Raw genomic sequence first — 26,243 nt, forward strand, 5'->3', positions numbered from 1 at the left:
CCGAGGCTCAGGCGTAGAGCAAGGCGCCGGCCGCGCGCACGCGGGCGGCTCGGGTTTCGCCCAGCGCCTGTACCACAGGCTGCCAGACGCTGTGATAGGGCGGCAGGGCGTCGGGGGCGAACGCGGTGTGCGGCCAGTCGGAGCCCCAGACCAGGCGCTCGCCCAGGGTCTGCGCCACGTGGCGGATGTGGTCATCCAGTGCGTCGTACGGCGCCTGAGCCTGCAGCCGGTACCAGCCCGAGAGCTTGACCCAGGCGCCCTGGTCGGCCAGGCGCTGCAGCGCGGCCCAGGCGGGGTCGTCTTCACCGACGCCGGTGTGCAGGCCGGCCAGGTGGTCGAGCACGGCGGTGAGGCCGCCGCCGGCGTGCAGCCCAGCGATGGTGGCGAGCTGGTCGTGCCGCGCGTACCACTGCACATGCCAGCCGCGCGCCTTCAGCCGCGGGGCGAGTGCGCGGAAGGCCTCGTGCCCGTTGCCCACCGGCGAGACCAGGTTGAAGCGCACGCCGCGCACGCCGAGCGCGTGCATGGCGTCGAGCTCGGCGTCGGTCACGCTGGTGCCCAACACGGCCACGCCGCGGTGGCGGCCCGGTTCGCGGGCCAGCGCGCGCAGGATCAGGGCGTTGTCGGTGCCGTAGACGCTGGGCTGCACCAGCACCAGGTGGCCCACGCCCAGCGGGAGCGCGGTCTGCTCGATCTCGGGCAGGTCGCGCAGCACCGGCCGGTAGTGGCCGGCCTGCGCCGGGTGCGCGGGGTCGAACACGTGCACATGGCAGTCCCAGCCGGAGGGGATGGCGTTGTTGCTTGCGCTCATCCGGTGGTGATGTTGCGGTCCTTGATCACCTTGGCCCACAGCGCCTGCTGGGCCGCGATGAACTGGCCGGCGCTCTGCTGGCTGGCGTCGGCGAACACATCGCCCCCCAGCTGGCGGATGCGGCCCAGCACCTCGGCGTCGTCCAGCGCCTTGCGGATGCCGGCCACGAGCGTGGCCTTGGCGTCGGCCGGCAGGCCGGCGGGTGCCAGGATGGGGTTCCACTCCAGCACCTCGTAGCCGCTGACGCCGGCCTCGGCCATGGTCGGCACATCGGGCAGCGAGCGGGCGCGCAACCGGCTGGTGACGGCCAGCGGGCGCAGCTTGCCAGCCTTGATGTGGCCGAGCGACGAGGCCACGTTGGCGAAGAACAGCGGCACCTGGCCGCCCATCACGTCGTTCATGGCCGGGCCGCCGCCGCGGTAAGCCACGTGGGTCAGGTCCACGCCCGCGCGCTGCTCGAACAGGGCACCGGCCAGGTGCTGTGCCGAACCGTTGCCGGAGGAGGCGTAGTTCAGCGGCCTGGTCTTGGCCAGGCGGATCACGTCCTTCACGTCTTTCGCCTCGAAGCTCGGCGTGCACACCAGCACGTTGGGGAAGGTGGCGAGCACGGCCAGCGGCGTGAAGGCCGTGGCCGTGTCATAGGGCAGCTTGGGAAACAGCGAGGGGTTCACCGCGAAGGACGAGGCGTCGAGCAGCAGCACGCTGCCGTCGGCCGCGGCGCGGGCCACTTGGCCCGCCGCCAGCTGCCCGCTGGCGCCAGCCTTGTTCTCCACCACCACGGTCTGGCCCAGCGCGGCTTCGAGCCTTGGCGCGATGGTGCGGGCCATGAGGTCAGCGCCGCCGCCGGGCGGGTAGGACACGACCAGCGTGATCGGCTTGCCGCCGGCGACCTTGCCCTGCGCGTGCGCGCCGATCCAGGGGGCGGCGAGTGCTGCGCCGGCCGAGGCGATCAGATGGCGGCGCGAGGGCGCCCAGCTTTGGGCGAGCGTGTTCGGTTGGACCATGGGGGGTTCCTTCAGGTGATGTTGACGGTGTAGTGGAAGGCGTGGGCGTCGCCGCGCGTGGTGCGCAGCTCGACGCAGCGGCCCGAGAGGTCGTAGGCCGAGCGCTGCACCTGCGCACAGGGGTGGCCGGCGGGCAGGCCCAGGTGGCGGGCCTGCGCGGCGCTGAGCTGGCCGAAGCCGATGTCGTCCAGCGCGCGGTGGATGTGCACCTGCAGCTTGCGCGCGAACATGGGGTAGAGCAGGTCGTCCCAGGTGGCCAGGTCGTCGTCGGCCAGCGGCGCGAACAGGTCCAGCGGCAGCCAAAGTTCCTCGAACAGGCGTGGCTGCTCGGCCATGAGGCGCAGGCGGTGCACGCGCAGCACCGGCTCGCCGGTGCCGATGCCCAGCGCGCGCGAGACGGCCGCCGGGGCGCTGACGCGGCTGCGCTGCAGGATGCGGGAAACCGGCACCTCGCCGGTGCCGCTGTCGAAACGGAAGAAGCGCAGCATGGACGCCCCGGCCAGCCCCTGGCGGACGAAGGTGCCGCGGCCGTGGATGCGTTCGATGAAGCCCTGTTCCACCAGCAGTTCCAGCGCGCGGCGCATGGTGCCGAGGGCCACGCCGTGTTCTTTGGCCAGCTGGCTTTCGGCGGGCAGGGCGGAGCCGGGCGACCACTCGCCCGCCACCACGCGGGCCCGCAGCGCCTGTGCCAGCGAGGCGTAGCGGCTGACGCCGGGTTCCGGGGATGTCACCAGTCGGAGAGAAGAGTTCATGGGAATAAACTCTAGTCCTCTATAGGACTTGGCGATAAAGGGAAAACCCTGATCAGGGCGGTGTGCGGGTGCCCGGGCTGTTGCCGGGCGACCCGCGGGGGACGGTCAGCGGATCACCGCAAGCTTCTCGCGCTGGCCTGCCTTGAAGGTGTAGAGGGTGAGTGCGGCGTTCTGGCGGTCGCCCTTGTCGTCGAACACCACCTTGCCGGACGCGCCCTGGTACTGGATGGCCTTGAGCGCGGGCAGGTACTGCTTCGGGTCGGCCGATCCGGCGGTCTGCATGGCGCTGGCCAGCAGCTTCACGCCGTCGTAGGCGTAGCCGGCGTAGGCCTGCACGTCCACGCCGTACTTGGCCTTGAAGTCGGCGCGGAACTTGTCGTTGGCCGCGGCTTCTTCACCGTCCACGCCACCGGCTTCCACACAGTACACCTGCCCGTCGCCCAGGGCCTCGGCCGAGAGGGTGATCATCTCGGCGGTGCACAGGCCGTCGCCGCCCACCAGCTTGGAGGTGTAGCCCAGGGTCTTCATCTGGCGCAGCATGGGGCCGCCCACGGCGTCCATGCCACCAAAGAAGATGACGTCCGGCTTCTTGTCCTTGAGCGAGGTGAGGATGGCGTTGAAGTCGGTGGCCTTGTCGTTGGTGTATTCGCGGCCCACCACCTCGGCGCCGGCGGCCTTGGCGGCCTTCTCGAACTCGTCGGCCAGGCCCTGGCCGTAGGCGGTGCGGTCATCGATGACGGCCACGGTCTTGGCATTCAGGCCCTGCACCGTGTAGCGCCCCATGGCACCGCCTTGCTGGGTGTCGTCGGCCACCAGGCGGAACGCACCGGGGAAGCCCTGGCGCGTGAACTTGGGGTTGGTGGACGAGGGCGTGATCTGCGGGACGCCGGCTTCGTGGTAGATGAGCGAAGCGGGCAGCGTGGCGCCGGAGGTGAGGTGGCCCACCACACCGTTGACGCCGGTGTCCACCAGCTTCTGCGCGGCTGCGGTGGCCTGCTTGGGGTCTGCGGTATCGTCTTCGGCCAGCAACTCGAAGCGGGCGGTCTGGTTGCCGATCTTCACGCCCGCGGCGTTGAGTTCCTCGATGGCCAGGCGTGCGCCGTTCTCGTTGTCCTTGCCCAGGTGGGCCACCGCGCCACTGGTGGCACCCACGTGACCGATACGGACCACCAGTTCGCCCGCAGCGGGTGCAGTGCCATCAGCGGCCGGGGCGGCTTCCTCTTTCTTGCCGCAGGCGGCCAGCGCGACAGCTGCGGCCAGCACGGCCAGTTTCAGTTCGGTATTCATGGACGGGACTTCCTTGGGTTGTGCAACAAAAAAGCACACATATGGTGTGTATGCATATCATTTTACTAGCCAGCGCTCTTTCGCGTGGCTTGTTGTTGCGCGAGGCCAGCAGCGCGCGGTGCCGGTTGACAGCCGCTGGAGGTCTTTGGGGGGTGTTGCTGGCGGATGTGCCGCCGGCCATGGGATCGGCCGTGGGCCGACCTGGGTGATGTGGTGGAGACGAGGAGGATCGAACTCCCGACCTTCGCATTGCGAACGCGACGCTCTCCCAGCTGAGCTACGTCCCCACGAACGACGAAAATTCTATCAAACCGGGGCGGCCTCAGCGCACCTTGTCGGTGGAAGCTGGTGCCCGCTCCATGGTCAGCTCCACGCGGCGGTTGTGCACCCGGTCGACCGGGTTGTCGCGCGCGCCCAGCGGCCGTGTGTCGGCGAAGCCGCTGGCCTGCACACGCTGTGGCGCCACGCCGCGTTCGATCAGGTAGCGCGCCACAGCGGCGGCACGCCCTGTGGACAGTTCCCAGTTGGATGGAAAGCGCTCGGTCTGGATCGGGACACTGTCGGTGTGGCCTTCGACCACCAGGCGAAGGTTCGGGTCGCTGTTGAGCAGGGGGATCAGCCGGTCCAGCACAGGCTGGCCTTCTGCGGCGAGGTGGGCCGCGCCCGACTCGAACAGGATTTCGCTGCTGATGCGAAAGCGCACCGCGTCGTCCGTCATGATGATGTCCACGTCTGCACCCAGCTGGTCCAGCGGCAGGCCATTGAGTGTCTTCGGGGTTGCCGCTGCAGCGGGCGCTGCAGGCGGTTCGGGCGAGGTCGGCGGTACCGCAGGCGGCACGATGCTGCCGGCGGGGTAGGGCGCGCCGGGCACCGGTCCGCTGGTCTGCGTGGATGCACCGTCTGCTTCGGCCTGTTGACCGTCCTTGCCTTTTCCGGGGCCCGCGAAGGCGAGCAGGACCACCATCAGCACCAGGATCAGCGTGATCACGTCCAGGTAGGTGATGAGCCAGCCTTCCTCTTCCACCTCCACGCGCGAATCGACGTGCCAGCGGCGGTAGCGGCCGACCGAGGTCGACACCCGGGGCTGGCGGGCGGGGGAGGGTCCGGTCTGCGAAGTGGCGGCCATGGTTCAGCGGGTGGCAGGTCGGGGCGCTCCCCGGCGGTCGTAGATTTCGTCGTCGTACTGCGCCACGAAGGCCTTGAGGGTCTCTCGCATCAGCGACGGGCTGCGGCCCACGCACATCATCGAAATGCCTTCGAGCACCATGTTCATCAGCACCAGGCGCTGTTCGGTGCGACGTTCCAGCTTCACCGCGATGGGCTTGAAGACCAGGTTGGCCAGCAGCACACCGTAGAAGGTGGTGACCAGGGCGACGGCCAGTTGCGAGCCGATGGCGCCCATGTCACCGCTGCTGACAAGATCCATCAGGTTGATCAGGCCCAGCAGCGTGCCCAGCATGCCGAAGGCCGGCGCGTAGCTGGCCATGACGCGGAACAGCTGTGCCTCGGCCGCCTCGCGCTGGCGCAGGTGGGCGATGCGCCACTGCAGCAGGTCGATGATTTCTTCCTCGGGGGTGCGGTCGATCACCAGTTGCACGCCGGTGCGCAGGAAGGGGTTGGTCACATGGGTCAGCGCCTTCTCCACCGCCTGCAGGTCGCCCTGCACCCAGAGCTTGGAAAGGCCGACCAGTTCCTCGATGTCCTGTTTGGTGTTGAGCTTTTCCTCGCGCATCACCTGCGAGACAAGATGGAACACGCGCAGCACCTCGCGCAGCGGGTAGCTCAGGAAGGTGGCGGCCAGCGTGCCGCCGAGCACGATGGCGATGCTGGGGGCGTCGATGAAATTGCCCGGCTTGTCGGAGCCGAACAGCAGGATGACGGCCATCAGCGCGACGCTGGCCACCATGCCGATCAGGGTGGACGGGTTCACGCCAGGGGCTCCTTGGGATTGCGGTGCATACCCTGGAGATTCTCGGCAGGCCAGCGCCTGCGGACGGGGAGATAAGGGGGGTATTTCCCCTCTTGATTCAGTTCATTCCATTCCGGCTGGCCAGCTCCATGAACAGGGCCGAATGGTCCAGGTCGGCCAGGCCGTGCTCGGCGGCCTGGGCGAACAGCTGCTCGAACAGGCCGGTGATGGGGGCGTCGAAGCCGATCTCGCTGGCGGTCGTGAGCGCATTGCGCATGTCCTTGAGCTGCACCGTGATGGCGGCGCGCTTGGCGAAATCGCGCTCGACCATGCGCTGGCCATGCACCTGCAGGATGCGGCTGTCGGCAAAGCCGCCGCTGATGGCCTGCTTCACCTTGCCCATGTCGGCGCCGCCCTTCTCGCACAGCAGCAGGGCCTCGGCCACAGCGCCGATGGTGATGCCCACGATCATCTGGTTCGCCAGTTTGGCCAGTTGTCCCGAGCCGTGCGGGCCCACATGGGTGGCGCGACCGAGCGTGGCAAAAACAGGCAGGGCGCGCTCGAAATCGGCCGGCTTGCCGCCCGCCATGATGGCCAGCGTACCGGCCTCGGCGCCCACCGTGCCGCCCGAAACGGGCGCGTCGATGTGGTGGACGCCCAGCGCGGCCAGGCGTGCGGCGTGGTCGCGCGCCTGGCGCGGCTGGATGGAGGACATGTCGACGACCAGGCTGCCGGGGCGCAGGCCATCGGTCGTGCCCTGGCCGAACAGCACGTCTTCGACCACACGACCGTCTTCGAGCAGGCAGACCACGATGTCGGCCTGGGCCACGGTGTCGGCCGGACGTTCGAATACCTGGGCGCCGAAGGGTTGCAGGCGCTCGGCCTTGGCGCGCGAGCGGTTCCAGACGCTGACGCGATGGCCTGCTTCGCACAGGCGGCGGGCCATGGGAAGGCCCATCATGCCGATGCCCAGCACGGCGATGGACAGGGATGGGGTGGTGGAGGCGGTGGTCATGGACTCGGGGGAAGAAAAAATGCGGTTTCCGGGAGTGTCCCGGAAACCGCATGAAGTGGTTCAACGAACCACGGAGTTGTCGGGGCTGGGCGCGCTGGCAGCGGGTGCGGCCTGGGCACCTAGGTAAAGGCTGGCCTGGTGGCTGTGCTCGCGCATCAGGGCTTCGGCGCGGTCTGCGTCGCCCTGGGCCACGGCCTGCGCGATGGCCGCGTGTTCGTCCCAGACCGGGTCGCGCAGGCCATCGTGCTGCAGCGCCTCGCCCATGGCGCGGCGGATATGGTGCCAGTGCAGCAGGGCGCTCTGTTCGATCAGCGGGTTGGCCGAGGCCTGGTAGAGCGCGCGGTGGAAGGCCAGGTCGGCGTCGATCATGGCCTTGATGTCGCCGGCGTCCACGGCCTGACGGCCTTGTTCGATCAGTGCCGGGTCGATGTGCGCACGGCGCTCCGCAGCCAGCCGGGCGGCCAGGGTGTCCAGTGCCCCGCGCACCTCATACACCTGCGCGATCCAGGCCGGGTCCAGCGGCGTCACCTGCAGGCCGCGGCTGCGGCCGGCATTGCCCGCCAGCGGCGCGTCCTGCACGAAACCGTCGCGCTTGAGCAGGCGCAGCGCCTGCATCACCGGCTGGCGCGAGACCGCTAGGCGTTCGGCCAGCTCTTCCTGTGTGACCCGCTGCCCGGGCGCCAGAGCGCCCGCACTGATCGCGTCCAGCAGGGCGCGGTAGACCTGATCGACCAGGTCGGGCGCGGTTTCGAGTTGCAGCAGCTGGGCAGTCATGGCAATGTATTCTGTACTCCGTATACAGAATACGTCAATCGGGCCTCGGCAAGGCTGTCAAGGGACTGACGCTTCCTGCGTGACACAATTTCCCGCCATGAACACACCCTTGCAACCCGACCCGGCCTGGCTCGACGCCCAGTACAACAACCGCGCCCTGGTGCCTGACCATGCGCAGTACTTCGAGCGCTGGGCGCGGGACTCGAAGGCTGCACGCGAACAGCTGGTCTGCCTGCCCGACCTGGCCTACGGTCACGGGCCGGGCGAAACGCTGGACCTGTTCCCGGCGCAGCGCCGAGACGGCGACCCGCTGGCGCCGGTGCTGGTGTTCATCCACGGCGGCTACTGGCGCAGCCTGGACAAGTCGGACCACAGCTTCCTCGCGCCGGCCTTCGTGAAGCAGGGCGCCTGCGTGGTGATTCCGAACTACGCGCTGTGCCCGGCGGTCACGATTCCCGAGATCACCATGCAGATGGTGCAGGCCCTGGCCTGGACCTACCGCCACATTGCCGTGCATGGCGGCGACCCGCGGCGCATCTCCATCGTCGGCCACTCGGCGGGCGGGCACCTGGCGGCGATGTTGCTGGCCTGCGAATGGGCACGTTTTGCGCCTGATCTGCCGGAGGATCTGGTCTACAACGCGCTGTCGATTTCCGGTGTGTTCGACCTGGAGCCGCTGCGCCACACACCCTTCCTCAAGGACTCGTTGCGCCTGACGCCCGAGCAGGTGCGCATGGCCAGCCCGGCCTGGCTGCCCAAGGAGCTGCCCGACACCGAGGAGGAGCGGGGCGTGCTGCTGAGCGTGGCCGGCGGTGACGAGAGCGCCGAGTTCCAGCGCCAGGCCCGCCTCATCCGCGACACCTGGGGCGAGGCCGTGGTGCCGATCTGCGAGACCCTGCCGGGCCTGAACCACTTCAGCGTGCTAGACGCGCTGGTGCGGCCGCGCCACCGGCTGAACAACCTGGCGCGCCAGCTGCTGGACCTCACATGAACAGGTGCTCGCCAGCGTTCTCGCCGCCGAGGATCACGTAGTTCACTTTCTTCAGGTCGCTCAGCTGGGTGCCGCCGGCGTAGCTGATCGAACTCTGCACGTCTTCCCGCATCTCGCGCAGCGTGTCGGCGAGCTTGCCCTTGATGGGCTCGAGGATGCGCTTGCCCTCGACGTGCTTGTATTCGCCCTTGTTGAAGTCGCTGGCCGAGCCGTAGTACTCCTTGTAGAGCTTGCCGTCGACCTCGACCGTCTGGCCCGGTGACTCCTCGTGGCCGGCGAACAGCGAGCCGATCATGACCATGGTCGCCCCGAAGCGCACGCTCTTGGCGATGTCGCCGTGGTGGCGGATGCCGCCGTCCGCGATGATGGGTTTGGTCGCCACGCGCGCGCACCACTTGAGCGCCGAGAGCTGCCAGCCGCCGGTGCCAAAACCGGTCTTGAGCTTGGTGATGCAGACCTTGCCCGGGCCCACGCCCACCTTGGTGGCGTCCGCGCCCCAGTTCTCCAGGTCGATCACGGCTTCCGGTGTGGCCACGTTGCCGGCGATCACGAAGGCCTGAGGCAGCTTCTTCTTGATGTGTTCGATCATCAAGCGCACGCTCTCGGCGTGGCCATGGGCGATGTCGATGGTGATGTAGTCCGCGCCCACGCCGTCGGCGGCCAGGCGGTCGATGACTTCGTAGTCCGGCGCCTTCACGCCCGAGCTGATCGACACGAACAGGCCCTTCTCGCGCATGCGCTTCGCATAGGCCACGTTGTCCAGGTCGAAGCGGTGCATCACGTAGAAGTAGCCGTGGGCGGCCAGCCATTCGCTGATGGACTCGTCCAGCACCGTCTTCATGTTGGCGGGCACCACCGGCAGCTTGAAGCGCCGGCCGCCGAATTCGATGGAGGGGTCGCACTCGCTGCGGCTTTCCACGCGGCATTTGCGCGGCAGCAGCAGGATGTTGTCGTAGTCGAAGATTTCCATGTGGGCCTTTCAGTCACCCCCGCATTGCGCAGTGGGGTGGGTTGGTGAAAAGGCGCTTGGAACTGGCCGGTGTTTGCCCCCAGGAGCGGGAAACAAAAAACCGGGCGCAATTGCTTGGGCCCGGTGCTTGATTCTAGGCGCTCAGGCGCTGGCCTGGATAGCCGCCCATACGCGTATGAGGTTCATATGCCTGTCCGTATGGGCAGGTCGTCCAGCCGCACGGGCAGGCGCTGCGGGCGGTGGCCAATTGCATCGACCAGGGCGTTGAAAACGGCGCCTGCGCCCGCGACCAGTGCAGGCTCCCCTGCGCCGCCGGGAGGCTCGCTGCTGCTCACCAGGCGGATGTCCAGCATTGGCATGTCGGGCATGCGGGGCAGGGGGTACCCGGCCAGGCCGGTGATGGCCGCCCGACCCTCGGGCGCCGGCAGGGCTTCGTGGAGCACCATCGAGAGGCTCCAGACCAGGCAGCCTTCGATCTGGGCGTGCACCCCCTGCGTGTCGACCACAGTGCCGCAGTCGTGGTCGCACCACAGTCGGGTGACGCGAATCCGGTTGCGGCTGACCAGCACCTCGGCCACCGCCGCCACGAACGACTGGCCCTTGTACACACCACAGGCCACACCGCGGCCGACGCGCTCTCCCGGGCCCGGCGCAGGCCTCGGGTGCGCCGCGGCCCGGGCGCTGACCGAGCGCAGCACCCGGGCCAGGCGATCGGCGTCGGGCAGGTGGGGGCGGGCGGCTTGCGCGTCCAGGTGCCGCAGGCGGAAGGTCACCGGATCCTGACCGGCGGCACGGGCCAGGGCGTCCATGGCCGACTCGATGGCCAGCGCATTCGGGCCGGCTCCCAGTCCGCGCCAGGGTCCGGTGGCCAGGCTGAGCCGGGTCAGCTGCAGGGACTCCCTGCGCCGCTCGATGGCGTAGGGCGGCACCAATCCGCGCGAGGTGCCAGGGTCGCCGACCAGGTCGGTCAGCGCCTGCAGCCACCGCGGCAGGCCGGCCGAGGTGAAGATGATGTGGGAGCTCGAGAGCGCGTGCCACCAGTCGCTGATGAACCCCCGGCTGTCCAGCCGCGCACGCAGACGGTGCGAGGAGGGTGGCCGGTGAAAGCCCGCGACGAACTCGTCCTCGCGTGTCCACTGGAGCTTGACCGGTTGGCCGGCGGCGCGCGCGATGAAGGCCACCTCGCGCTCGATCAGCGCCACGGTGCGGCTTCCGAAGGCGCCTCCCATGCGCTGCGCATGGACCCGGACCTTGTCGGCGGCCAGTCCATGGTCGCGTGCCAGCACGTCGCGCATGTAGAAAGGGTCCTGGCTGCCGCACCACAGTTCCAGGGTGCCGTCGGCGTTGAAGCGCGCGATGGCGCAACGGGGCTCCAGGGCCGCGTGGGCGGCCATGGGGATGTCCAGCCGCAGGTCCACCGTCCAGGGCCCCTCCGCGACGCGGCCGCTGTCCTGGGTGAAACGGTCACGCGACAGGGCATTGTCGATGTCGACCACTGTGTGCGGGTCGGCGGCGCCGCGCGGCAGTTCCCAGCGCGGGCGGGCGGCCTGGCGCAGCCCGGGCAGCGCGCCGGGGTGGTCGGCCAGCAGCACCGGTCCGTCGAGTTCGGCGATGTGCAGCACGGCCACGAATCCGGGGACGCGCCTGAGGGCGGCCTCGTCGAGACCGAGCAGCCGTGGGCCGAGTTCGCGCCGCCACTGCGGATGCAGCACCGTGGCGTGGCGCAGGCCCGGCAGCTGGATGTCGGCGGTGTAGCCGGGCTGGCCGGTGACAAGCGCGATGTCGTCGGCGTGCCCCACCAACGGGGCCATCGCATTCCGGCTGCGCCTGGCGAGCGCCAAAGGTGCCCGCAACGCGTCGGCTGGAGTGCCGGGAGCCGACAGCGTCAGGCCCGGCTCGGCGAGATCGGCCAGCGCCAGCGACTGGCCATGGGCCTGGACGCGCCCGTCGTCGGTGACGTGCAGCTCGGTCGGCGCCTGCCTCAGTCGCCGCGCGGCGCGCTCGAGCAGTGCTGTGCGCAGGGTGGCGCAGGCGGTGGCGAGCGGCAGCAGCAGTTCGCGCACCGAGTCGCTGCCGACCGTGGCCTTGAACGGGGGCACGTCGGTGGTGGCCGGCAGGCGGGTGTCGATCAGGCCCGGGGGTACGCCCAGTTCGAGCGCGGCCACTTCGCGCAGGGCGGCAGTGATGTGCTGACCCATCTCCATGCGCACGCACCAGATTTCGAAGCGGCCGCCCGGTGTGAGGCGGACCCAGCCGGCCGCGTCCGCCTCGGTGGGCATGGGACGCTTGGGGATCGGCGGGACGAGCGAACAGCCGGGCAGTGCCCATGCGACGGTCAGTCCTGCGGCGCCGGTGAGTGCGGTGCGGCGGCGGATGCCAGGCCGTGCGGAGCCTTTCATGACTGCGCTCCCCGGCCAGCCTGCATGAGGTGGGTCGCATGGTGGATGGCCTGCCTGATCCGCTGGTAGGTGCCGCAGCGACACAGGTGGCCGGCCATTGCCGCGTCGATCTGTTCGTCGCTCGGATCGGTCACCCGCTGCAGCAGGGCGGCTGCGGCCATGATCTGCCCGCTCTGGCAGTAGCCGCACTGCGGCACCTGCAGCTCGATCCAAGCCTGTTGCACGGGGTGCAGGCGCCCGCCCTGCGCCAGGCCCTCGATGGTGGTGATGTGGCGTCCTTCGGCAGCGCTGCACGGGGTCACGCAGGTGCGCACCGGTTGTCCGTCCAGCCAGGCGGTGCAGGCGCCGCAGGCTCCCTCGCCACAGCCGTGGCGGGTGCCGAGCAGGCCCATGTCTTCGCGCAGCCACCACAGCAGGGTATGGGCGCGCCGGGTGGCGTCGGGCAATGCCACGGGGTGGCGGTTGAGCAGGGTGTTCATGGGCGTACGGTAGGCCGCTTCGCCTGGTCTGTCGTTATCCCTTGTTAAGCCGCTGCCCTGGCCGCGGTTCTAAGATCGGCGCATGACCCACGACGCTGTCGGTGCCGCGCACGCATTGTTCGAAGGCCTGGCGCAGACTGCTCTGCCCGAATGGGAGCAGTTGGCCGGCCGCGCCAGTGTCCGGAAGGTGGCGCCGGGCGAGACCCTGCTGCGGGAAGGCGCGGCCTGGCCCCAGGTGGCCGTGGTGTTCCGGGGTCTGGTCAAGCTGGTGTACCTGCGCGACGATGGCACGGAGCGCATCAAATCCTTCATCGATGCCGGAGGGTTCTTCGCCAGCCTGTCGGCTTTGGCTCCCGGAGGCGTGAGCAGCTTTTCGGTCGTGGCCGTGGAGCCCAGCGAGATCGCGTGCCTTCCCTATCCCGTGATTCTTGAACTGGCCGACCGGCACCTGTCCTGGCAGAAGGCGCTGCGCCGGGCGCTGGAGTTTTATGGGCAGCGCAAGGAGCAGCGCGAGCGCGAACTGCTGACGCTGGGCCCGCCGGACCGCTACAGGCTGTTGTTGCAGCGGTCGCCCGAACTCCTGCGGCGGGTGCCTCAGAAAGACCTGGCGCTGTACCTGGGCATTACCCCCGTGAGCCTGTCCCGCATCCGTGCCCGCCTCGGCCGGGAAGGCTCCGGCGGACGGACGCTGCCTACAATCCTGTGATGAGTCTTTTCAACCACGGCGCCCTGTCCGACGGCATGGCGCAGGTCTCCGCGTCGCTGGTCGCGAGCCTGAACTCCGAGCAGGCCGCGGCCGTCACCCTGCCGCCCGAACACGCGCTCATCCTGGCCGGTGCCGGATCGGGCAAGACCCGGGTGCTGACCACCCGCATCGCCTGGCTGCTGCAGAGCGGCCAGGCGGGGCCGGGCGGCATCATGGCCGTGACCTTCACCAACAAGGCGGCCAAGGAAATGATGACCCGCCTGACCGCCATGCTGCCCGTCAACGTACGCGGCATGTGGATCGGCACCTTCCACGGTCTGTGCAACCGCTTCCTGCGCGCGCACCACCAGCCGGCGGGTCTGCCGCAGACCTTCCAGATTCTGGATTCGCAGGACCAGCTCTCGGCCATCAAGCGCCTGTGCAAGCAGCACAACGTGGACGACGAGCGCTTTCCGCCCAAGCAGCTGCAGTACTTCATCAGCGGCTGCAAGGAAGACGGCCAGCGCCCGCGCGACGTGGTGGTGCGCGATGACGAGACGCGGCGCAAGGTCGAGATCTACCAGCTCTACGAAGAACAGTGCCAGCGCGAAGGCGTTGTCGACTTCGGCGAGCTGATGCTGCGCAGCTACGAGGTGCTGCGCGACAACGACCCGATCCGCGTGCACTACCAGCGGCGTTTCAAGCACATCCTGATCGACGAGTTCCAGGACACCAACCGCCTGCAGTACGCGTGGATCAAGATGTTCTCGTCGCCGCCGCTCGAAGGCCTGCCGCCCTCGGGCAACGCGGTGTTCGCGGTGGGTGACGACGACCAGAGCATCTACGCCTTCCGCGGCGCGCGCGTGGGCAACATGGCCGACTTCGTGCGCGAGTTCCAGGTGAAGCACCAGATCAAGTTGGAGCAGAACTACCGCAGCGCCAGCAACATCCTCAACACCGCCAACGAGCTCATCAGCCACAACAGCCGCCGCCTGGGCAAGAACCTGCGGACCGACGCCGGTGCGGGCGAGCCGGTGCGCGTCTATGAATCGGTGAGCGACTTCGCCGAAGCGCAGTGGATGGTGGACGAGATGAAGCAGCTCGAACGCGAGGGCACGGCGCGCAGCGAGATGGCCGTGCTCTACCGCAGCAACGCGCAGAGCCGCGTGGTCGAGACGGCGTTGTTCAATGCCGCCATTCCGTATCGCGTGTACGGCGGCCTGCGCTTCTTCGAGCGCGCCGAGATCAAACACGCGCTGGCCTACCTGCGCCTGCTGGAGAACCCGCACGACGACACCAGCTTCCTGCGCGTGGTGAACTTCCCGCCGCGCGGCATCGGCGCGCGCAGCGTCGAACAGCTGCAGGACGTGGCGCGCAGCAGTGGCTGCTCGCTGCACGACGCGGTGAGCGGCGTGACCGGGCGTGCCGGCACCGCCATCGCCAACTTCGTCGCGCTGCTGGACGTGATGCGCGAGAAGACCGAAGCGATGACGCTCAAGGAGATCATCGAACTGGTGCTCGACAAGAGCGGCCTGATCGAACACTTCCGCAACGAGCGCGAGGGCGAAGACCGGGTGGAGAACCTGGAGGAACTGGTCAACGCGGCCGAGAGTTTCGTGATGCAGGAGGGCTTTGGCCGCGATGCGGTGGCGCTGCCGGTCGATGAACATGGGCCCAGCCTGTCCCAAAGCCCGGTCAGCCAGGGCCTGGACCCGGATGCGCCGGTGCTGAACGAATCGCTGGCCCCCGACGCGGAGACCGGCGAGACGCTCAGCCCGCTGGCCGCCTTCCTCACCCACGCTGCGCTGGAATCCGGCGACAACCAGGCGCAGGCCGGGCAGGACGCGGTGCAGCTGATGACGGTGCACGCCGCCAAGGGCCTGGAGTTCGACTGCGTGTTCATCACCGGACTCGAAGAAGGCCTGTTCCCGCACGAGAACTCGATGAGCGACCGCGACGGGCTGGAGGAAGAGCGCCGCCTGATGTACGTGGCCATCACCCGCGCGCGCAAGCGCCTGTACCTGAGCCATTCGCAGACGCGCATGCTGCACGGCCAGACGCGCTACAACATGAAGAGTCGGTTCTTCGACGAGCTGCCCGAGGCCTGCCTGAAGTGGCTCACACCACCGCAACCCGCCTGGGCGGCGGCTGCGCCGTCGGTGGGCGGCTGGCAGGGCGGACGCCGTGGTCTGTACGCCTCCGGCGGGTCACCGGCCGCGAACCCGTCCTGGTCCCCGGGCTTCCTGTCCACGGGCAGCGGCAACCCGCCGCCCAAGGCCCGCGAGCCCGACCGCGGCGTGGACATCCGCACCGGCCAGAAGGTGTTCCACAACAAGTTCGGCGAGGGCAAGGTGCTGGCCCTCGAAGGCGCGGGCGCCGATGCCCGGGCGCAGGTGAACTTCAGCCGCCACGGCGTCAAGTGGCTGGCGCTGTCGGTGGCCAAGCTGACCCCGGTCGACGAATGAAAAAAGCCACCGGCGCGTGAACGCCGGTGGCATCAAATCGTTGCGCAGACGCTGATTGCAGTAACGGAATTTCCCCCTGCGCAACTTCCCCGGAGACGGTGCTCAGAAGTCGTGGCGCAGGCCCACGGCGAACAGGCGGGTGCCGGCCGTCTTGGTGCCGGCGCCATCCTTCACGTTGTGCGAGCGGAAGCCGCCGTATGCCTTGGTGCGCTTGGACAGGGCGTAGGTCGCGCCGATGCCGAAGCCCGAGGACTTGCCAGCGGTGGAACCACCGATTTCGGTCTTGCTGGTGGCGTAGCCGAACGACAGGTTGACGTTGCCCATCGGCACGTTCAGGCCCACGGTCAGTTCGTTGTCATCGCCCTTTGCATCGTCGCCACGGCGGGTGTTGTAGCCACCCGAGAGGCTCACGACGCCCAGGTCGTAGGCGGCAGCGACCAGCATGTAGTCGTTGTCCTTGCCTTTTTCCTGTTGCAGGCCCAGGGCCACGTCCAGCGGGCCGGCCTTGTAGCCGATCTTGGCGCCCACCATGTTGGCGTCCACCGTGGCGTCTTCGTCGAGTGCGTACTCGATGCCGCCGTACACGCCACCCAGCTTGGGCAGGTTGTAGGTGACCTTGTTGTTGAAGCGGCTGCTGTAGTCGCCACCCGAGCCCCACACGCCGTTGGAGGCGGGGGTGAAGGCGGAGTCGAACACGTTGGAGGTGAAGGCCAGGCCACGCACTTCGTCGTAGATGGTGGAGCTGCGGCCCAGCTTGACCTCACCGAAACCACCGGCCAGGCTCACGGTCGACTCGCCCTTCCACATCGGGTCTTGCGAGGTGCCGTCGTCGGCGTTCAGACGGTGCTCCAGCTTGAAGTTGGCCTTGAGGCCGCCGCCGAGGTCTTCGGTGCCGCGGAAGCCCAGGCGCGAGGTCGTCAGACCGCCGTCGCCGCCGTTGAACACCTTGGTCTGGCTGCCCTTGTCGAGTTCCTTGAGGCTGCCGACCGACAGGTCGACGCGGCCGTACACGGTGACGGAGGACTGGGCCATGGCGGCGCCGGAAGCGGCCAGCACGGCCAGAGCGATGAGGCTCTTTTTCATGAAATTTCCTTGATGGATTCGTTGGAACGTGTGGGGCGGATGCCCACCTGATGCAGAGAACATTCAGGTGGCGCTATTTCACCGGGTGAATGTGAAATTCAGAAGACGGTGTATCGCTGTTGCCACGAAACGCGGCGTTTCTGTTTTTGACGGTAATGCCTTCAAGGTCTGCCCGCGTTGAGCAGGCGAGTCCAGCCAGCGCCGTCGTTGTCGTTCACGACCCAGAGATCGCCTTTGAAAACCACCATGCCCTCGGCCTTCTCGTGCAGCCAGTTGTGGTCCTGGCGCAGGTCCTTCACCAGGGTCTTCTTCAGCACCGCGCCCTCGACCACATCGGACAGGTTCACGCTGTAGACCCGCTTGACCTCGGCGTTGATGGCGCGGCCTTCGCCACCGCCCTTGTCTCGTTCGAGCAGCAGCAGGCGGTCGTCCTGACCGCCGGGGCCGCCTTCCATGAGCTGAATTTCGGACAGCCCCATCCAGTAAGTCTTCGCGTCCTTGCTGTGCTTCTCCAGCGGGTAGAGCGCGCTGGTCCAGGTCATGTTGGGCAGGTGCAGCCTGAGGATGGCCGCTTGCGGCTTGTTGAGGTCGTAGCCACGCTGGATGGCCATGTACAGCGTCTGCCCGTCGGCGCTGGCGGTCACGCCTTCGTAGCCGGTGCTGGTCTTTGTATTCGCGAACTTCGCCTGCACGCTGGTGGGCAGCTTGATGCGCTGCTGCACCACGCCCGCGGCGTCCACCTTGATCAGCTCGTTGCCATCCACCGTGGCGCCTTCAGAGGCGATCCAGAAGCCATCGGCTACGCGCGCAGTGCCTTCGGGGTCCAGCTTCAGCGGCTGGCCGTTGTCGGTGATCGGAATCACCTGGTCGATCACCACGCGGCCCTGCGCGGCCTCGGCCATGTTCAGGCGCCAGATGCGCGATTGCGCAAAGGCGTTGTCGGGCACGGCGTAGAGGTGGCTGCCGTCGGTGGTGAGGCCCGAGAGCGCGCCCCAGGGCATGGAGGCATTGCGCGCGACGATCTGCGGTTCGCCCGCCGGCGCGCCCTGGGCGTGGAAGCGGTAGAGGTTGATCGAGCCGTCGCCTTCGTTGGCCGTCACCGCGAGCTGCTGGCCATCGGCGCGGCGCGTGATGGTGGTGATGCCCTCGGGCGACAGGCCGGTGGGCAGCAACTGCACGAGGCGCGGTTGTTTCGGGTCGCTGACCTCGTGCACCTCCAGGAAGGCGCCGCGCTCCGAGCCCACCAGCAGGTACGGCCGGCCGCCGAAGCGGGCGCTGGTGATGCCTTCGATCTCCACACCCTTGGCGGCCGAGCGGCTATCGGGGTAGTGGCCGTGCAGCACCGCGTGCTGCTCGGTGCGTTCGCCGGTCTCGTACACCACGGCGCCGCGGGTGTTCATCAGTGTGAAGCCGCGGCCGCCGGGCAGGCTGCCGTCCGCGCCCTTCTTGCCGTCGCCCTCGTTGGCCAGGGCGAACACCTCGTTCGACACCCAGGTGACGGCGTCGGGTTCGCGCCGGCCGCTGAAGCTGTCCTTGAAGACGATCTCCTTGTCGCGCTGCAGGTCGGCGTTGCCCTTGCGCTCCACCGTGCCGGCGGGGAGCACGCGCAGCAGACGGGCCTGGCGCGGGTGGCGCAGGTCGAGCAGCGCCACGGCATTGTTCTCCTGCAGCGTCACGGCGGCGGTGTGGCCGTCCGGCGAGATGGACACGAACTCCGGCTGCGGGTCCTGCGGGTAGATCGCGCCGGGCAGGGCCTTGAGTGCGTCCACCAGATCGATGCTCTGCAGTCCGCTGGAGGTGGCGCCGTAGAGGTCCTGCAAACCCACCACGTCGATGCGGCCGGGGCGCTTCCCGTCCAGCGTGGCGTCGCCCTTGGCGTCGGTCTCTTCGTCCTCGATGGCGACGATGGCGCGCAGGGTCTTGCCGCGGCCGGCCAGGGCCAGCGAGTCGGGGCCGACGCCCACGGTGATGTCCTTCACATGCCGGACCGCTTGCGGGTTGCGCACGTCGTAAACGCGCAGGAAGCCCCGGCGCGCGTTGGCCACGTCGTCGTCCATGCGCATGGCGACCACGGCGTAGCGCCCGTCGGGGCTGATCGCCACCGAGGTGGGCTCACCCACACCGCCCAGGCGCACATCCACGCGCGGCAGGTGGGCTGGACGGGCCGGGTCGCGGATGTCCACCAGGCCCAGGGCGCCAGCGTCGGCGCTGGTGTAGAGCAGGGTCTGGCCGTCCGGGGTGGCGGTGATGATCTCGGCCACGCCGTCCACCGGCAGGTGGTGGACCATGGTGAAGCGTCCTGCGGGCGGGGCGGCGAGGGCGGGTGTGGAGGCGGTGAATGCGGCGGCCAAGGCCAGGGCCGAGGCGGTCAGGCGGAACAGGGGCATGGTGGCGGGGGAGGGGAAGGACACAAAGCGCCGCAGCCTAGAGGCCTTGTGTGTCATGGCCGTGACGGGGTCACCGGTCACCCTGGCTGCAGGCGTTCCACCCATTGTCGAACCTGGGCGATCACCCAGTCCGGGTCGTCCAGTGGCAGGTCGTGCCCCGCGCCGGGGTGTCGCGCCAGCCGGCAGCCCCAGGCCCGCGCGAGCGCTTCCGAGCAACTGGTGTGGACCAGCCGGTCCCCTTGGCTGGTCAGCACCAGCACCGGCCGCTGTGGCGCCTGGGCGGGGGCCTGGAAGCGGGCCGCAGCCAGCAACTGCCGCAGCGCGTTGGCCGCCTGCACCGGGCGCTGTCGCCGTGCGGCGACCCAGGTCGCCAGCACCGCTTCGTCCACATCGGGGCGCGCGCTGGTCATGTGCCAGATCAGGCGCTCGGCGGTGTCCGGCGGCAGGCGGCCGACCACCAGCCGCAACAGCATCGGCAGGTTGTGCGGCCGCAGCCGTCGGTGCAGCGGGCTGAAGGGCCGCATGCTGGTGTTGACCAGCACCGCCGACGCGATGTCCTGCGGTGCGCTGTGCAGCCACTGTGTGGCCACCATCCCACCCAGCGACAGGGCCAGCAGGTTCACCGGGCCGTGGATGCCCAGGCGGTGCAACTGTTCACGGCCGTCGGACACCATGTCCGTCACCGTGGCCGGGCTGCGCTTGTGGCAGCGAAGGCCGTTGCCGGCCAGGTCGATCAGGTGCACGCGGGTGCCGGGCAGGGCCGCTTCGAAGCGCGCCGGAAGGTCGCCCCAGTGCGCGGATTCGCGGGTCAGGCCGCGCAGGAACACCCAGTCGCTCATAGCGGCCGTCCTTTCAGAACCAGTCGACCAGCGCCTGCGCATGGCCGTTGGCGCGCTCGTGTGGCGCGGGGGTCCACTGCGCATGGCTGCCGGCGGCGCGCGCCAGGAAGTCCAGCAGCGCCAGATGGCGCCGCAGCACGCGTTGCTGCCGGTGGCCGATGAGCGGGTTGAAGATGCCCTTGCGCGAGAACAGCTGGCGCGGGTTCTTCTTGACCCAGAGCCACGAGCCCATCTCCAGCGTCAGCGGCAGGAAGGTGCGCGCCGGGTCGGTGCAGGCCTGCAGGTAGAGGTGGTCCCAGAGGTCGCCGTGGGTCAGGTACTGGGTGCTCTGCGGTTCGATGATGTAGGGGTGGTGGTGGTGCGCCTGCTCGAAGATGGTCTTGAGCGCCCGTACCTCGGCCAGATGCGGAATCGGCTCGCGCGTGTGGGCGAAGGGAAACCACAGCCGGTCGCTGATGCCGAAGCCCGAGTGGCAGTCCAGCGCGAGCGAAAACGGGCGCGTCAGCAGCTCCGCCTGCACCACCTCGCACAGCGCGGCGCTCTCGGTCTCCAGTGGGTCGCCCAGGCGGCCGCGGTACCAGGGCAGGCCGGCGCTCAAGCGCTGGCCGCCCATCAGCCAGGGCACCTTCTCGCGCGCCTCCACCGGGGCGTTGCGCATCAGGTCGATGCCGCGCGGGTTTGCGCGGGTCGCGGCCCACATGCCGCCCGGGTTGACGATGGGCATGAACACCAGCCGCACCTCGTCCAGCAGGCGGTGCAGCGAACGGTCCCAGGACAGGCGGGTGACGATGTTCTGCAGGAAGGCGATCACCACCTCGGCGCCGATACGCTCCAGCCCGTGCACACCACCGAAGTAGCCCACGCCGGGGCAGTGCGGATCGGGGTTGCCCAGGGTGATGGCCCAGACCGGAAAGCTGGGTCCGACAGGGGGGGAGACATGGCGCACCGGCCGCGCCTGCAGGTGCCGGCCGCCCAGCTCGATCAGCCGTTCGAGCGTCTGCAACTCGGGCAGCGGGTGGGCGGTGCTCATGGGCGGGGGTGACACAGGGTTGTCACAGACCGGGCCTACCGTGGGGCCTCGACCTGTGCAATGAAGAGAACATGAGCGCCAGCTTCAACCCCGCTTCCCGCCGCTCCGCGCGGCCGACCCTGTTGTGTCGCTGCGTTCAGGCGGGAGTGGTGGCGTGTGGTCTGGCGGGCGGGTTGGTGGAGTTCCTGGCCTTGCAGCGCTGGCGCGTGCAGGTGCGCCAGCGTGGGGCACCGCCACCCTGGCGGCGCTAGCGCGGGCTCGCTCAGCCCGCCTTGGCGGGGGTCTTTTCTGCAGCAGCAGGAGTGGCCTCGGCCTTCTCCATGTCGCCGAGCTGCACCGACAGGTCCAGCAGGCGCACCTTGCTCATGCAGTAGCGGTCCAGGCGCCATTCCTTGAGCAGGTCCAGCGCGAGTTCGAAGTTGTTGAAGTTGAGCTTGTAGAGGTCGTTGACCGGGTAGGAGGCCTCCGATTCCAGAGCCACGACCAGGGACGACAGGATGCGCGCTTCGCTGGACTCGGGGGAGGTTTCGATCAGCTTGCGGGCTTTCTTCAGGGCTTTCACTTGAGGCCTTTCTTCCAACGTTGGTGATTCGGTGCGGACGTGGTGTCAGACAACCGTTCAACCGAGCTTACCGGCCGGGCGCCGGCTTTTGATGACGGTTTTGTGAAAGAAAGCTGACGTCAGCTTGAACGCAGCTCGGCCTCTCGCACCAGCAGCGGCTGCCCCATGCGCAGCGTCTGGCCGGTGGCCAGCCCCGGTGCCAGCGCGTGCCCCGGCGGTGCGAACACCAGGATGGTGGAGCCGTGCTCGAACCAGCCCAGCTCCTGGCCTTTGGCGCAGGCCGCATCGCAGGGCAGTTCGTTGGGGCCGCGGTAGCGCAGGTTCAGCGGCACGTCCAGCGCGTGCAGGCGCATGCTCGCCACCAGGATCGCCGCCACCGGCACCAGCAGCAGGCGCGCACCATCGGGCTGGCGCAGGTGCAGCACCGCGCGCTCGTTGCGGCAGAACAGGCGCTCCACGCGCTGCAGCGCAATCGGGTTGACGTTCCAGGTGTCGCCGCTGATGTAGGTGACGTGTTCCAGTCGCGCGTCGCAGGGCGCGTGGAAGCGGTGGTACATGCTGGACGTGAGCCGAAGGGTCACATAGCTGCCGCCCTCCAGCTCGCGGCACAGCGCGGCGGTGTGGGCGGAGTCGCCCAACAGCTCGGCCAGCTGGTACGGAAAGCCCTTGGCCTGGAACACCTGGGGCTCACCGTCCACCTTCTCGATGCGGCCGCAGGCGCCGACGATGCCGTCGCTGGGGCTGGTGATGACGTCGGAGCGCGGGTCCACTGGTCTGGCGCCGGGGCGCAGCTCGCGGATGAAGCAGTCGTGCAGGCTGGCGAAGCGCTGTTCCTTCGCCTCGCTCAGGTCCAGGTCGCTGAAGGCCTTCCAGACTGCCAGCGAGAGGTCGCGCACCCAGGGGTGGCGGATGCGGCTCCACCAGCCGATGGCGTGGGTGAGGGCGGTGCGGGGCACGCGGTTGGTCAGCAGGAAGTTGAGGTCTTCGTGCTGCGCGATGCGGCGCAGGGTGGTGACGGGATTCATGGAGATGACACGCGGCTGAAATAGAAACAGGGCCGACACCCCCACTGGAGCCTGAACCCATGTCTTTGTTGGAAATCGCCCTGCCGGCGGGCGCGCTCGCCCTCGCGGCGCCGATGATCAAGCGCCGGATCGACCTCTCGCGCGCCAAGCACCGGTCCCTGGCCGGGCACTCGCGCATGGCCAAGCGGCTGGCGCGCTGGCTGCCCGGCTACGCCTACGACGAGACCGAGTTCTTCGCCTGCGACGGCGCAGCGCCGGACGTCGTGGCCCAGCGCCGCGCGGCCTTCGAGGCGCTCGCCGCGGGCCTGGCCAGCCGCCACCCGAAGACGCTGGCGATGACGGCGCAGGCCCGCGAAGGCCTCGCCGACCTGCAGTTCACCGGCCGCTACCGCGTGCCCTTCCAGTTCAGCCCCATCGTGAGCGAGCGGCTCAAGGTCGGCGCCTTCGTGCAGTCGGCCGACGGCGTGACGCTGACCGACCTGGACGGCTTTCGCTTCCACGACCTCACCGGTTCTTACGGCGTCAACGTGTTCGGCGTGGACTTCTACAGGGCCTGCATGGCCGAAGGCGCGGCCCGCGTGCAGGACCTCGGGCTGGTGCTCGGCGCCTACCACCCCTGCGTGGCGGGCAACATCCAGCGCCTGCGCGAGATATCGGGCATGGACGAGGTCTCGTTTCACATGTCCGGCACCGAGGCGGTGATGCAGGCGGTGCGGCTGGCGCGCTTCCACACCCGCAAGCGTCACCTGGTGCGCTTTCCCGGCGCCTACCACGGCTGGTGGGAGGACGTGCAGCCCGGCCCCGGCAACCCGCTGCCGCCGCGCGAGACCTACACCCTGGCCGACATGAGCGAACGCAGCCTGCAGGTGCTGCGCACGCGCCGCGACATCGCCTGCGTGCTGGTCAACCCGCTGCAGGCGCTGCACCCCAACCGCGTGCCACCGGCCGACTCGGCCCTGGTGGACAGCGGCCGGCAGGCGCAGTTCGACCGCGCCGCCTACACCGCCTGGCTGCAGCGGCTGCGCGAGGTCTGCACCGAGCGCGGCATCGTGCTGATCTTCGACGAGGTGTTTCTCGGCTTCCGGCTCGCGCCGGGCGGCGCGCAGGAATACTTCGGCGTGAAGGCCGACATGGTCACCTACGGCAAGACGCTCGCCGGCGGCTACCCGGTGGGCGTGGTCTGCGGGCGACACGAGCTGATGCAGCGCTTTCGCGCCGACCGGCCGGCCGATCTCTGCCTGGCGCGCGGCACCTTCAACGCGCACCCGCAGGTGATGGGCGGCATGTCGGTGTTCCTGGAGCGTCTGCAGACGCCCGAGGTGCGGGCGGTTTACGAGGGGCAGGACGCGCGCTGGAACGAACGGGCCCGGCGCTTCAACGACACCATGGAGCGCGAAGGCCTGCCCATGCGCGCCGCGAACCTGCACAGCATCTGGACCATCAACTACACCGAGCCCTCGCGCTACAACTGGATGCTGCAGTACCTGTTGCGCTGGCACGGTGTGGCGCTGAGCTGGGTGGGCACGGGCCGGCTGATCTTCAGCCTGAACTTTAGCGACGCCGACTTCGACGCCGTGCTGGAGAAGTTCGTGCGCGCCGGTCGCGACATGCGCGAGCAGGGCTGGTGGGCGCCGGTGGCGGGTCAGAGCAACCGGGGCATCCGTCGCGGCATCCTGCGCGAGCTGATCGCCACCGCCCTGGGGCGCCGCCAGGGCGCTTGAAGAGAAGGGCGACACCCGCGCGGACCGTGTCAGGCGCGGCCGTGCGCAGGGTCGTACAGCTCGCCGCGCAGCAGCTGCAGCGGGGCCCGGTGATAGAGCTTGATGTCGTGGAACGGGTCGGTCAGGATCTTGGTCATCCACACCAGGCCGGTCTGCACGTCGCGGATGAAGAACAGGTGCACGGTGCGGAACAGCAGCCCGGCCACGCCAAGGGCCAGCCAGGCGGCGCCCACGTCGCGCACATAGCCCGTCCAGTCGGTGTGCGGCTCGATCAGGCCCATCAGGTCGGGGCTGGCCAGCAGCGCCAGCGGCACCGCAGCCCAGATGGCGATCAGCACCACCTTGCGGCGCAGGTTGTAGCCCACCTTGACCTCTTCCTTGTATTCGTTGGTGACCTGGTTCACATGGTCGTAGCCCAAGGGTTCGAAGAAGAAGTGGCCGGACTGCCGCGTCGTCATCGACACCAGCCAGCCGATCAGCGCCGAGACCACCGGATCGATGAACAGCCACCCGTAGGCCACCACGAAGCTGACCGCGCTGATGAAGTGCAGCGTCTGGTTGATGCGGTTGTGGTGGTAGTAGCGGTGGTCGTCCCAGCGCTGGGTCTTCAGGGCGTCGAAAAACGCGGTCATGCGGGCTCCTGCAAGGGTTTGGGGTGCGCGCATCGTGTCGCGATTGCGTGAAATCGCGGTGACAACACCGGGGCTTCACGGTTCGGTCTTCCCGCGGTCACATCGGCGGGCGCGCTGTCACAAATCTGTTGCGCCCCATGCGGACCATTGGCGCATGAAGACACCCGACTTCCAAGACATCCTGCTGCAGGACTTCCCCGCGGCGCACCCCTCGCTGCGGCTGGCGGTGGTCACCGAGACCTGGCCGCCTGAGGTCAATGGCGTGGCGCTGACGCTGTCGCGGCTGGTGCAGGGCCTGTGCGAACGAAACCACCAGGTGCAGCTGGTGCGGCCCCGGCAGGCCAGCGGTGACCACGGCGCGCGCGACATCGGGTTCGAGGAGAAGCTGATGCGCGGTATGCCGATCCCGCGCTATCCCCAGCTCAAGCTCGGGCTGCCGGGCCGCAAGGCGCTGATGGCCTCGTGGTCGCTGCAGCGCCCGGACCTGATCCACATCGCCACCGAGGGCCCTCTGGGCTGGTCGGCGCTAAAGGCGGCGCGGCAGCTGCGCATCCCGGTCACGTCCGACTTCCGCACCAACTTCCACAGCTACAGCCAGCACTACGGCCTGGGCTGGCTGCGCCGGCCGATCGCGGCCTATCTGCGCAAGTTCCACAACCAGACCCTGTGCACCATGGTGCCTACCCGCGCCCTGTGTGCCGAGCTGCTGTCACAAGGTTTCGAGCGGCTGCAGGTGGTGGCGCGCGGCGTCGACACCCGGCTCTTCGACCCCGGCCTGCACGACAACACGCTGCGGGCGCACTGGGGCGCCGGCCCCGGCGACCTGGTGCTGCTGGTGGTCGGGCGCCTGGCGCCCGAGAAGAACCTCGACCTGGTGCTGGAGACTTTCGAGGCCATGCAGGCGGAGCATGAAGGCGTGCGCCTGGTGTTCGTGGGTGACGGGCCGATGCGCGATGCGCTGGAGCGGCGCTGCCCCCAGGCGCGGTTCATGGGCTCGCAGACCCAGGCCGAGCTGGCGCGCAGCTACGCCTCGGCCGACCTGCTGCTGTTTCCCAGCCTCACCGAGACTTTCGGCAACGTGACCCTGGAGGCCCTGGCCAGCGGCTTGCCGGTGCTGGCCTACGCCTGCGCCGCGGCGGCGGAGTGGGTGCAGCCGGGCCACAACGGGTGGACGGTGGCCCCTGGCAACCACCGCGCCTACGTGCAGACGGCGGTTGATCTCGCCCGGGCGCCCGACCGCGTCGCACTGGCCGGGCAGCATGCGCGGGCATCGGTGGAGCCGCTGGACTGGCAGCGGATCACGCTGCAGGTCGAGGCCCTGTTTCTCCAGGCCTTGGAGCGCCACCGCAGCGGGAGCACCCTGAGGGTGGCGGCGGCGCCGCTGCCGGCCTTCTGACGGCCATGCCGGGACCGGTCTTGCGAC

The 26,243-nt window shown here is 69.0% G+C and carries 23 protein-coding genes and 1 tRNA gene; 5 read left to right on the plus strand and 19 right to left on the minus strand.

Translation table 11 applies throughout. The features are described from left to right. Nucleotides 1–7 precede the first annotated feature (7 nt). From HFL01S_RS13290 to HFL01S_RS13330, 9 genes are all read right to left on the minus strand, one after another. Nucleotides 8–811, minus strand: a complete 804-nt coding sequence (locus HFL01S_RS13290; RefSeq protein WP_066259200.1) for an amidohydrolase family protein — start codon at nt 809–811, stop codon at nt 8–10. After that, on the minus strand, nt 808–1,815 hold the full coding sequence (locus tag HFL01S_RS13295) for a tripartite tricarboxylate transporter substrate binding protein (protein ID WP_066259203.1): 1,008 nt from the start codon (nt 1,813–1,815) through the stop codon (nt 808–810). The genes HFL01S_RS13290 and HFL01S_RS13295 overlap by 4 nt, the downstream gene beginning before the upstream one ends. Before the next feature lie 11 nt (nt 1,816–1,826). Next, nucleotides 1,827–2,567, minus strand: a complete 741-nt coding sequence (locus HFL01S_RS13300; protein WP_066259205.1) for a GntR family transcriptional regulator — start codon at nt 2,565–2,567, stop codon at nt 1,827–1,829. 105 nt (nt 2,568–2,672) lie between these two features. Further along, nucleotides 2,673–3,854: a branched-chain amino acid ABC transporter substrate-binding protein gene (locus HFL01S_RS13305; protein ID WP_066259207.1), complete on the minus strand. Its 1,182-nt coding sequence runs from the start codon at nt 3,852–3,854 to the stop codon at nt 2,673–2,675. A 211-nt stretch (nt 3,855–4,065) separates the two neighbouring features. Further along, nucleotides 4,066–4,141 (minus strand) — tRNA-Ala (locus HFL01S_RS13310). 35 nt (nt 4,142–4,176) lie between these two features. Then, nucleotides 4,177–4,980 carry an OmpA/MotB family protein gene (locus HFL01S_RS13315; RefSeq protein ID WP_066259209.1) on the minus strand — a complete coding sequence of 268 codons (804 nt, stop codon included), beginning with the start codon at nt 4,978–4,980 and terminating at the stop codon, nt 4,177–4,179. A gap of 3 nt (nt 4,981–4,983) precedes the next feature. Continuing rightward, the gene (locus tag HFL01S_RS13320) at nt 4,984–5,784 is read right to left on the minus strand and encodes a motility protein A (protein WP_066259210.1); all 801 of its coding nucleotides are present in this window, start codon (nt 5,782–5,784) and stop codon (nt 4,984–4,986) included. Nucleotides 5,785–5,881: 97 nt separating this feature from the next. Further along, nucleotides 5,882–6,778 (minus strand): NAD(P)-dependent oxidoreductase, encoded by an 897-nt coding sequence (locus HFL01S_RS13325; RefSeq protein ID WP_066259212.1) that lies wholly within the window; start codon nt 6,776–6,778, stop codon nt 5,882–5,884. A 60-nt stretch (nt 6,779–6,838) separates the two neighbouring features. Further along, complete coding sequence (locus HFL01S_RS13330; RefSeq protein ID WP_066259213.1) at nt 6,839–7,552, minus strand: GntR family transcriptional regulator; 714 nt, start codon at nt 7,550–7,552, stop codon at nt 6,839–6,841. A gap of 97 nt (nt 7,553–7,649) precedes the next feature. Here HFL01S_RS13330 and HFL01S_RS13335 point away from each other — a divergent pair, with 97 nt between their 5' ends. Continuing rightward, complete coding sequence (locus HFL01S_RS13335; protein WP_066259216.1) at nt 7,650–8,543, plus strand: alpha/beta hydrolase; 894 nt, start codon at nt 7,650–7,652, stop codon at nt 8,541–8,543. Here the strand turns inward: HFL01S_RS13335 and HFL01S_RS13340 are convergent. The 3 genes from HFL01S_RS13340 to HFL01S_RS13350 form a co-directional block, all read right to left on the minus strand. Further along, a complete protein-coding gene (locus HFL01S_RS13340) occupies nt 8,536–9,513 on the minus strand; it encodes a GMP reductase (RefSeq protein ID WP_066259218.1) in 978 nt (325 codons plus the stop codon). The two genes, HFL01S_RS13335 and HFL01S_RS13340, sit on opposite strands and share 8 nt — an antisense overlap. A gap of 182 nt (nt 9,514–9,695) precedes the next feature. Further along, nucleotides 9,696–11,912 carry a xanthine dehydrogenase family protein molybdopterin-binding subunit gene (locus HFL01S_RS13345; protein ID WP_066259221.1) on the minus strand — a complete coding sequence of 739 codons (2,217 nt, stop codon included), beginning with the start codon at nt 11,910–11,912 and terminating at the stop codon, nt 9,696–9,698. Then, a complete protein-coding gene (locus HFL01S_RS13350) occupies nt 11,909–12,391 on the minus strand; it encodes a (2Fe-2S)-binding protein (RefSeq protein ID WP_066259224.1) in 483 nt (160 codons plus the stop codon). Before HFL01S_RS13350 ends, HFL01S_RS13345 begins: the two co-directional genes overlap by 4 nt. 82 nt (nt 12,392–12,473) lie before the next feature. On the opposite strand from HFL01S_RS13350, the gene HFL01S_RS13355 reads away from it, so the two are divergent. Together HFL01S_RS13355 and HFL01S_RS13360 are read left to right on the plus strand one after the other, a co-directional pair. Further along, nucleotides 12,474–13,097 (plus strand): Crp/Fnr family transcriptional regulator, encoded by a 624-nt coding sequence (locus tag HFL01S_RS13355; protein WP_066259228.1) that lies wholly within the window; start codon nt 12,474–12,476, stop codon nt 13,095–13,097. Further along, nucleotides 13,097–15,541 carry a UvrD-helicase domain-containing protein gene (locus HFL01S_RS13360; protein ID WP_066259232.1) on the plus strand — a complete coding sequence of 815 codons (2,445 nt, stop codon included), beginning with the start codon at nt 13,097–13,099 and terminating at the stop codon, nt 15,539–15,541. Before HFL01S_RS13355 ends, HFL01S_RS13360 begins: the two co-directional genes overlap by 1 nt. Before the next feature lie 102 nt (nt 15,542–15,643). On the opposite strand, the gene HFL01S_RS13365 is transcribed toward HFL01S_RS13360, so the two are convergent. The 6 genes from HFL01S_RS13365 to asd all read right to left on the minus strand — a co-directional run bounded on the left by HFL01S_RS13365 (nt 15,644) and on the right by asd (nt 22,467). Then, nucleotides 15,644–16,624 carry a porin gene (locus tag HFL01S_RS13365; protein ID WP_066259235.1) on the minus strand — a complete coding sequence of 327 codons (981 nt, stop codon included), beginning with the start codon at nt 16,622–16,624 and terminating at the stop codon, nt 15,644–15,646. Between the two features lie 161 nt (nt 16,625–16,785). Next, nucleotides 16,786–19,068 carry an esterase-like activity of phytase family protein gene (locus tag HFL01S_RS25915; protein WP_169802336.1) on the minus strand — a complete coding sequence of 761 codons (2,283 nt, stop codon included), beginning with the start codon at nt 19,066–19,068 and terminating at the stop codon, nt 16,786–16,788. A 20-nt stretch (nt 19,069–19,088) separates the two neighbouring features. Next, nucleotides 19,089–19,850 (minus strand): alpha/beta fold hydrolase, encoded by a 762-nt coding sequence (locus HFL01S_RS13375; protein WP_066259237.1) that lies wholly within the window; start codon nt 19,848–19,850, stop codon nt 19,089–19,091. 13 nt (nt 19,851–19,863) lie between these two features. Then, nucleotides 19,864–20,880 carry a M14 family zinc carboxypeptidase gene (locus HFL01S_RS13380; protein WP_066259240.1) on the minus strand — a complete coding sequence of 339 codons (1,017 nt, stop codon included), beginning with the start codon at nt 20,878–20,880 and terminating at the stop codon, nt 19,864–19,866. Between the two features lie 262 nt (nt 20,881–21,142). Continuing rightward, nucleotides 21,143–21,442, minus strand: coding sequence for a hypothetical protein (locus HFL01S_RS13385; protein ID WP_066259243.1), 300 nt, complete (start codon nt 21,440–21,442; stop codon nt 21,143–21,145). A gap of 119 nt (nt 21,443–21,561) precedes the next feature. Then, the gene (gene asd / locus HFL01S_RS13390) at nt 21,562–22,467 is read right to left on the minus strand and encodes an archaetidylserine decarboxylase (protein WP_066259246.1); all 906 of its coding nucleotides are present in this window, start codon (nt 22,465–22,467) and stop codon (nt 21,562–21,564) included. Between the two features lie 59 nt (nt 22,468–22,526). Between asd and HFL01S_RS13395 the strand changes: the two genes are divergently transcribed. Next, nucleotides 22,527–24,188 carry an aminotransferase class III-fold pyridoxal phosphate-dependent enzyme gene (locus HFL01S_RS13395; protein ID WP_066259249.1) on the plus strand — a complete coding sequence of 554 codons (1,662 nt, stop codon included), beginning with the start codon at nt 22,527–22,529 and terminating at the stop codon, nt 24,186–24,188. A 29-nt stretch (nt 24,189–24,217) separates the two neighbouring features. Here the strand turns inward: HFL01S_RS13395 and HFL01S_RS13400 are convergent, their stop codons facing one another. After that, complete coding sequence (locus tag HFL01S_RS13400) at nt 24,218–24,820, minus strand: hypothetical protein (RefSeq protein ID WP_066259251.1); 603 nt, start codon at nt 24,818–24,820, stop codon at nt 24,218–24,220. A gap of 154 nt (nt 24,821–24,974) precedes the next feature. On the opposite strand from HFL01S_RS13400, the gene HFL01S_RS13405 reads away from it, so the two are divergent. Then, nucleotides 24,975–26,216: a glycosyltransferase family 4 protein gene (locus HFL01S_RS13405; RefSeq protein WP_066259253.1), complete on the plus strand. Its 1,242-nt coding sequence runs from the start codon at nt 24,975–24,977 to the stop codon at nt 26,214–26,216. The last annotated feature ends 27 nt before the right edge of the window (nt 26,217–26,243 follow it).

Source organism: Hydrogenophaga flava NBRC 102514 (genome assembly GCF_001571145.1).
Classification (GTDB): domain Bacteria; phylum Pseudomonadota; class Gammaproteobacteria; order Burkholderiales; family Burkholderiaceae_C; genus Hydrogenophaga; species Hydrogenophaga flava.